This is a genomic window from Marilutibacter maris (assembly GCF_006546735.2).
Lineage (GTDB): Bacteria > Pseudomonadota > Gammaproteobacteria > Xanthomonadales > Xanthomonadaceae > Marilutibacter > Marilutibacter maris.
Genome location: NZ_VICD02000140.1, coordinates 1 through 7,817 on the forward strand (window position 1 = coordinate 1; position 7,817 = coordinate 7,817).

At 69.7% G+C, this 7,817-nt stretch carries 5 protein-coding genes; 1 reads left to right on the forward strand and 4 read right to left on the reverse strand.

Annotated elements, in window-relative coordinates:
* Positions 1-501 precede the first annotated feature (501 nt).
* The 3 genes from FKV24_RS08960 to FKV24_RS08970 form a co-directional block, all read right to left on the reverse strand.
* Positions 502-2,370 (reverse strand): serine hydrolase, encoded by a 1,869-nt coding sequence (locus FKV24_RS08960; protein ID WP_141482139.1) that lies wholly within the window; start codon positions 2,368-2,370, stop codon positions 502-504.
* A gap of 151 nt (positions 2,371-2,521) precedes the next feature.
* Positions 2,522-3,364 carry a hypothetical protein gene (locus FKV24_RS08965; protein WP_111266485.1) on the reverse strand — a complete coding sequence of 281 codons (843 nt, stop codon included), beginning with the start codon at positions 3,362-3,364 and terminating at the stop codon, positions 2,522-2,524.
* Between the two features lie 146 nt (positions 3,365-3,510).
* Positions 3,511-4,959, reverse strand: a complete 1,449-nt coding sequence (locus FKV24_RS08970; RefSeq protein WP_170288263.1) for a peptidoglycan DD-metalloendopeptidase family protein — start codon at positions 4,957-4,959, stop codon at positions 3,511-3,513.
* Positions 4,960-5,226: 267 nt separating this feature from the next.
* Between FKV24_RS08970 and FKV24_RS08975 the strand changes: the two genes are divergently transcribed.
* Positions 5,227-6,045 carry a hypothetical protein gene (locus tag FKV24_RS08975; protein ID WP_111266483.1) on the forward strand — a complete coding sequence of 273 codons (819 nt, stop codon included), beginning with the start codon at positions 5,227-5,229 and terminating at the stop codon, positions 6,043-6,045.
* Positions 6,046-6,077: 32 nt separating this feature from the next.
* On the opposite strand, the gene FKV24_RS08980 is transcribed toward FKV24_RS08975, so the two are convergent.
* The coding region (locus FKV24_RS08980; protein ID WP_141482141.1) for a tetratricopeptide repeat protein at positions 6,078-7,817 on the reverse strand (1,740 nt) is incomplete at its 5' end.

A 7,817-nucleotide genomic window follows, 5' to 3' on the forward strand; every position in this document is an offset into this window, starting at 1 on the left:
CGCAAACCTTGGGCCCCACCGTTGCGCTGCCACACCCCCATTCGCATCTGCGATGCGAATCGCCCCCTGACTCAGGGGGGAACGATATCCGGCTGCGCCCGGATATCTCCCAAGATTTGCTTCGCAAACCTTGGGTCCCACCGTTGCGCATCCACACCCCCATTCGCGCTACGCGCGAATCGCCCCCTGACTCAGGGGGGAACGATATCCGGCTGCGCCCGGATATCTCCCAAGATTTGCTTCGCAAACCTTGGGCCCCGCCGTTGCGCTTCCACACCCCCATTCGCGCTACGCGCGAATCGCCCCCTGGCTCAGGGGGCTGGGCCCCGTCTCCAACCCGTAGGAGCGGCGTCAGCCGCGATGAGGCTTTCATGGGAAACCCGGTCGCAGCTTACGCAGCTCCTACGGAAGCGGTGGGCCTCTGATGTAGGAGCGGCGTGAGCCGCGATAGCGGGCAAGCAAACGGCAGCGCCCGGACGCGGGGTCCGGGCGCGGTGGTGCTCAGAACAGGTCGCCGCTCGGCCAGGCCGAAACACCGGTCACGATGTCCTCCATCATCGCGTTGATGTCCTCGACGTCGCCGCTGCTGGAGTTCGCGGCCACGGCGAAGCTGAGGCCGTCGCTGCGGCGACGCAGCACGGCGTTGGTGCCGGACATCGAACCGTAGTGCGCGTATGAGGTTCCCAGTACGGTCTCGTGGCGCGCGAAGCGCAGCAGATCGATCGGGGTCGCGATCCAGCCGCCGTGCGAGTCGAAACGCTGCGGTTTGACGCTGGAGTAGGCGCCGCCACCGTAGTACCTGACTTCGTTGGACTTGCGGTCGGCCAGCTTGTCGCCGCCGATCACCATGCCGTTGGCGCCGGCCGGTTTCAGGATCCGGTCGCGCACGTAGGCTTCGTAGCTCTTGCCCGAACGCGCTTCGATCACCCGCCCGAGCAGGCAATAGCCGAAGTTGGAGTACCTGGCCTTGCTGTCGAGTCCGGAGCCGGCGCCGGGTGCATAGCCGAGCGGATAGTTCTTCAGCACCCACGCGATCAGTCCCGAGTGGGTGGTGCCGGTGTAGTCGAACATCGGATCGCTGCCATTGCCGTCCTTGTCGATCCGCAGGAAGCCGCCACGGTGACGCAGCAGGTGATCGACGGTGATGTCCTCGATGTCCGGATTCTCCGTCGGGGTCGGATACTGGGCGCCGAGCACGCTGTTGGCGCCGAAGACCCGCGAACCCAGTTGCAGCGACGTGTCGTTGGCCAGATGCCGGACCGCGGCGGAGGTCATCAGCTTGGATACGCTGGCGACGCGGAAGCGGTGCTTCGGGCCGACCGGCATTCCGGTCTCGGTCTCGGCCTGGCCGAACCCGGCCGCGTACACCAGGCGACCGTCCTTGCTGACCGCGATCGACATGCCGGGGATGCCGTTGGCCTGCATGTAGGCCCGCACCTTGTCGTTGATCAGCTTCAGGTCCTGCGACTTGAACACGCTGTTGGTCCACAAACCATTGAAGCGCACGCCGCGGCTGGAGTTGAATGCCTCCACGTACTGCGGTTCCCAGCTCTGGTAGCTGTGGTTGTCGAACACGTGCTGGTAGTGCGCGGCGGGAATGCCGTGCCGTGCGGACCACTGCGGGCCGCTGCGCCTGACCCAGATCGCGGCATAGCGGTCGCCGTTGCCCTGGCGGTAGCCGCTGACGACCTTGAGCCGGTAACCCTGGCGGGCGAACTGGTCGAAGGCCTGCTGGTAGCCGGCCGCGGTCAGACCGTGGCGCGCGACCCAGGCCGGCCCGCCCTTTTCGAAGATAGCGGCGAAGCGCGGCGAACCGCCGACGTCGAACGCGCTGACATGGCTGAGCGCATAGCCCTCGCTTACCGCCGCGTTGACCGCGGCCTGGTACTGGTCGGCGGTCATTCCGTGGCGCGCCTTCCAGGCCGGCCCGCTGCTCTTGTCCCAGATCGCGGCGTAGTAGGGCCTGCCGCCGACCGAGTAGCCGTTGACGTAGGTCAGCCGGTAGCCCTGGCCGAGCATCTGGTTGAACGCGGCCTGGTACTGCTGCGGATCCAGGCCATGGCGCGCGGCCCAGGCCGGACCGGCCTGTTTGCGCCAGACCGCAGCATAGCGGGCGCTGCCGCCCTGTTCGTAGCCGGAGACCGAGACCAGTCGGTAGCCCTGGCGGGCGTGGCTCTGGAACGCCTGTTGGTACTGTGCGCCGGTCAGGCCGTGGCGTGCGGCCCAGGCGGCGGCGGAGGCGCTGCCGCTGGCAACCAGGGCCATGCCGGCCAGGGCCAGCGCGACGGTTGCGATGCGTGCGCGTCTGGCGGCACCGATGGGCGGCGCGGCCTGCGGCCCGGGCGCCGCCGATGGGAAACTCGATTTCATGATCCTCTCCTTGTTCATTGAACGACGGGTGCTTCGGCGGGTCGCCTCGGTCTTGCCCATGCGACGAGTCGGACTTCCTGCATGGGTCCCGCCACCTGGACCAGCGGATCGGTGAGGTGGCGGGACAGACGCCGGAAGGTGAGCGTCGGAATCAGGCGTCGGCCCACTCCGACTCGGCGAGTTCGAGCAGCTCGCTGGCGTCCTCCAGCGCGTCCAGCGCCTGGCTGCAGCCGGCGTAGGCGCCGTCCGGCGAGCCGGTCGCCAGGTCGCCGCGGCAGTCCAGCAGGCGCTTGGCGCTGACCTGCAGGCTGCGGCCAGCGGCGTCCTCGGCATCGCTGACGTAGCGTTCGAAGTCGCCCAGGCCGGTACGGCGGCGTTCCTGCACGCGCGCGTCGGTCTGCTTGATCAGCTCGGGCAGACGCTGCTGGAGCTCGCCGAGCAGGGCATAGGCGCGGCGGGTGTCGCCGCCGGGCAGGGTCTGCTTGAGGTCCTTCAGCAGCAGCTCGACGACACCCCACGAGCTTTCCTTGACCCTGTACGTCCAGCCGCCCAGTCCGACGCAGCCGGGCAGGCAGGACAGGTGCTTGCCGTCGGCGTCGATCCAACGGCTGCCGTAGTTGGAATACAGCTCCAGGTAGTGCGTGCCCGATTCGGGCGGGTAGACCTCGCCGGTCTGCTTCTGGAACACCACGGCGTTGCCGTTCGGGCATCCGGCCTTGGGCACCCAGATCTCGACGGTCGAGTACAGGTCGGCCGAGTCGAGGGTGGCGCCGTACTGGCCGACCCAGCGGAAGTAGGACGGCAGCGTCCAGCGGCGGCCGCAGGCGCTGTTGGGGATGGTCAGCTTGGTGCTGCCGGCGACCAGATCGCCGTACTGGTGGAAGCCGTCGATGTCGTCGATGTACCAGGCCTTGTAGGAGGCGTCGGCGTTGCCCGACAGCAGCAGGAGTCCGGCGCTGAGCACGGCGGCGAGGGAAGTACGGGGGAAACGCATGGAAGTTCTCCGATGTGTGGATGGATGCGCTGCCGACGATGTGAATCGCCGGCTGCATCGGGGTAGTCGCGATATCGCGACCGATCCCGCCACCCTGATCCGGCCATCGATTCCGGACCGGATCGCCCGGGTGGCGGGGAGCGTCGCTACTTGCGCCAGATCGCGGCGTAGCGCGCCGAGTTGCCGGCGGCGTAGCCGGTCACGTCGCGGGTCAGATAGCCGGCCTGGGTCGTGCTCTCCCACTCGTTCTGGTACTGGCTGCCGGTGAGACCGTGACGGGCCTTGTAGGGGCCACTGGCCTTGGAACTCCAGATCGCCGAGAAGTACGGCTGGCCGCCGTGGACGTAGGCGTTGACGTAGACCAGCCGGCGTCCGGCCTGGGCGTTGGCGTCGAACGCCTGCTGGTACTGGGTCGCGTTGAGTTGCGACCTGGCCTGCCAGGCGCCGATGTCGGCCTTCTCGTACAGGGCGGTGTAGCGGCGCTGACCGGCGACGGAGACCACCGAGACGTTGCGCGGACGGAAGCCGGCCTGGCTGAGCGAATCCATCTTGTTCTGATGGGCGCCGGCATCCAGGCCGTGATAGGCCGAGTAGGCCGGACCGGGCTGCTTGCGGAAGATCACCGCGTAGCGGGTTCCCGAGGAACCGGTGTAGCTCTCGACCTGGTGCGGGCGGTAACCCTGGCCGGTGTACTGGTTGAAGCGCTGCTGGTACTGGCTGCCGCTGAGGCCGTGGAAGGCGGCCCAGTCGCCGCTCCTGGGCCGGAAGATCGCGTTGTAGTAGACGCGGCCGTTGATGTCGAAGCCGTCGATCCAGTCGAGCATGTAGCCGGCGGCGACGGCCTGGTCGAACAGGCACTGATAGTCGCGCGCCGGCACGCCGTGGCGGGCGACTTCCCTGGCGCCGGGGGCGATCGCGCCGGGCACCCTGCGCGCGGTGTGGGTCCGGCCGGCGGCGAACACGCCGTTGTCGATCCCGCAGATGCGGGCGATGCGATTGCGCTTGCTGCCGTCGTTGTCCCTGAGGAAACCGCCGACGGTGGTGATCGGGTCGGTCGCGCGCGGCACCGCGACCTCGAAGTGCAGATGATCGCCACCGGCGCAGCCGACGTCGCCCTCGTCGCCAAGATAGGTGCCGGCACGGACGAAGTCGCCGACCTTCAGCCCGGCCTTGCCGGTGGTCGAGCCGCGGGTCATGTGGCTGTATTTGGTCCATTCGCCGTTGGCGTGCTCGATCCAGACATAGTTGTTCTTCTTCTCGCTGGCGGCCAGACCGTCACAATCCAGGCGCTGGCTGAAGCGGTCCTCGATGAAGCGGATGCGACCGTCGGCGGCCGCGGCGATCCGGTAGCTGTCGCCGCCCTGGCCGCCGATGTCGTAGCGGCCCTTGGGCGTGTGGGTGTTGTGGTCGCGACCAACCCGGATTCGGGTGCCGTCGGTGTAGGGGATGCGGTAGACGCCCTTGGATGTCTGTAGCGGGACGATCGCGAGCGCGGCCCGTGCCGGTCGCGGTTGCTGTGCGCCCGCCTGGCCGGCGCACAGCAGGGCGAGCGCGCCGAGCCACAGGCCGTGGCGTGGGAGGGTGCGGGTATTCATGGTCATGCTGCTCACAGTCATGCTCCGGTGTGGACGGGTGCGGAGCGGGGTGGATGGGGCGCCGCTCGCAGCTGGGTAGTCGCGGGCGGGGGCGCAATCCCGCCACCGGGCCCGCAGCGCCGCGCGGCACGGGCGCCGGTGCGCCGTGACACCGCTTCAACCTGAACGGATGCAGCATCGGCAGTGGCGGGATCCGGACGGATCTGCCGAGTAGTGGCGATAACCCGCGGCGATCACGGCCGCGTTCCAGCAGACGAGGAACCCCGCATGTCCATCATTGCCAGAACCCCCGCCTCCCCGAGGACGACCCCGCTTGCACCGGCCCGGCTCGCGGCCGCCCTGCTTGCCGCGCTCTGCCTGGCCGGTGCGGTCGGCGCGCAGCAGCGGGTGTCGCCGCCGCGTGCGCCTGCCGATGCGCCGCAGACATCGGCGACACGCGCCGACCCCAGTCCGCTCGGTCCCGCCCAGGACGTGATTGCGCAGCCGCCGAAGCCGCAGCATGACGAGGACCCCGGCGGTCCCGGACAGGGGCGGCAGACCCCGCAGCAGAGCGAACCCGATCCGCGGCCTACCCCGCGGCCCGGACTGGAACCGGTGCAGGACGAGCTGGCGCCGCTTCCCGATCCCCCGACCGATGAGGATCCGGGTGGTCCGGGGCAGGGCCGGCAGGTGTTGTCGCTGCCCGGCGGTCAGCCGGATCTCGCCCTGGTCGGCGGCTTCCAGTTCGGCAACACCATGATTCCCTGGGGGACCTCCGCGACCGTGGCGGCCACCGAGGCGGCCTTCACCCGCCGCGGTCGCTGCGGATTCCGCTACAAGTACGCGACCCGCAATCAGGGCGCGGTCGGCGCGGCGGCCTCGGGCAATCGCATCCACCGCGACCTCCCGGCGGGGCCGGTGCTGGCCGGCGATGCGCGCCCGGCGCTGGCGCCGGCGGCCGATGCGGTATCCAGCGGCCACCTGTTGCTCGCGCCCGGCACCTGGATGCTGTACGTGCACGCCGACGATCCCTCGGCGGTGGTCGAGAGCGACGAGAACAACAACCTGCGCCGGGTGCGCGTGACCGTCGACGGAACGTGCCGCTGAGCGGGTGACGCCGGGCGGGCGCCTCGGTCGCGCTATTGGTCGCGGCGCTCGCGGGCCTGCCGCAGTGCCTGCGCGGCGGCGACGGTGCGGGCATCGTCGTCGCCGAAGGCATCGCGGCGCAGTTTCAGTGCTTCCTCCAGCAGCACGACCGCCTCGTCGTTGCGGCCGCGGTCGGTCAACAGTTCGCCCAGCGGCACCAGCACCAGGGCCAGCCGCGGATGGTCGGCCGGCAGGCGTTTGCGGAAGATCGTCAGTGCCTGGCGGATGCTGCGTTCGGCCTCATCCATCCGGCCTTGCCGGTGCAGCACGATGCCGATCCGGTTGAGGTCGATGCCGACCCGTTCGTGGTCTTCGCCGTAGTCGATGCGCTGACGCTCCAGCGCGTCGCGGTAGTGGCGTTCGGCCGCGGCCAGGTCGCCGCGCTTCTCGGCCAGCATGCCGAGGTTGAACACGGTCGCCGAGCGCCACGGGTGGTCGGCGGGATAGGCGTCCAGCGCCTGCCGGTAGTACTGCTCGGCGGCCGCCGGGTCGCCGCTTTCGGCCAGCGCCAGGCCGAGGTCGTTGAGGTTCATCGCGACCTCCGGGTGGCGCTCGCCCATGGTCTCGCGACGGATCTCCAGCGCCTGCCGCAACATCGCCTCCGCGCCTTCGAAGTCGCGTTTCGCCTGCAGCAGCCTCGCCATGTTGTTCATCACCAACGCCACCAGCGGATGACGTGCCCCGCGCGACTGTCGCATCAGCGCCAGCGCCTCGCGGTACAGGGCCTCGGCGGAGTCGTATTCGCCCAGGTTGACGCGGGTGGCCGCGAGGTTGGACAGGCTGCGGGCGAGGTAGGGATGGGTCTTCGGCAACAGCCGGCGACGCAGGGCCAGTGCCTCGCTCAACAGCGGTTCGGCGGCGGCGTAGTCGCCCTGGTGACGCAGCACCGTGCCGAGGTTGTCGAGGCTGGTGGCGACGTCGGCGTGCTCCTCGCCATGCAGTTGCCGCCACATCGCCAGCGCGTCGCGGTGGTAGCGTTCGGCGGCGGCCAGGTCGCTGGCGTGGAAGCGGGATCGGCCGAGCTCCTCCAGGGTGCGGGCAACATCGGTGTCGGGTCCGGCGACACCCGCACGATAGGTCGCCAGGGCCTGCAGGAGCAGCGCGTCGGCGCAGTCGTAGTCGCCCTCGTCGATGCACAGACGGCCGCGGCTGCGCTGGGCGCGCGCATGCAGCAGCGGACGGCTCGTCGCGAGCGCCGCGGTGGTTTCGATGGCGCTATCGAGCAGCGGCCGGGCGCGATCGTACTCGCCGAGCTGGCGATAGGCTTCGCCCACCGTGTCCAGAAGCTCGGCGCGGACCTCGGGCTGTGCGCCCAGTTCGCGTTCGATGCCTTGCCAGCCGCGGTCCAGCAGTTCGCGCGCGGTCAGTTGGTTGCCGCCGGAAAGGGTCGGGTCGGCGCCCTCGAACAACTGCAGCACCAGCGCCTGCACCTGTTGCGCCTTGATCGCCTCGGCCTGGGCGCGGTCGCGCTCGTGGGCGATCGCGTTGGCCTGGCGGGTGACCGTCACCGCGTAGGCGACCAGCAGGGCGAGCATCGCGGTCGAGGCGGCGATTCCGAACGGGTGCCGACGCACGAACTTCCAGCCGCGATAGCCGAAGCCCTCCGGTCGCGCCTGTACCGGCCGCCGGCGGTGCCAGCGTCCGATGTCCTCGGCCAGCGCCAGCGCCGACTGGTAGCGGCGTTCCGGCGCCTTGCGCAAGGCCTTCGACACGATGTTGTCGAGATCGCCGCG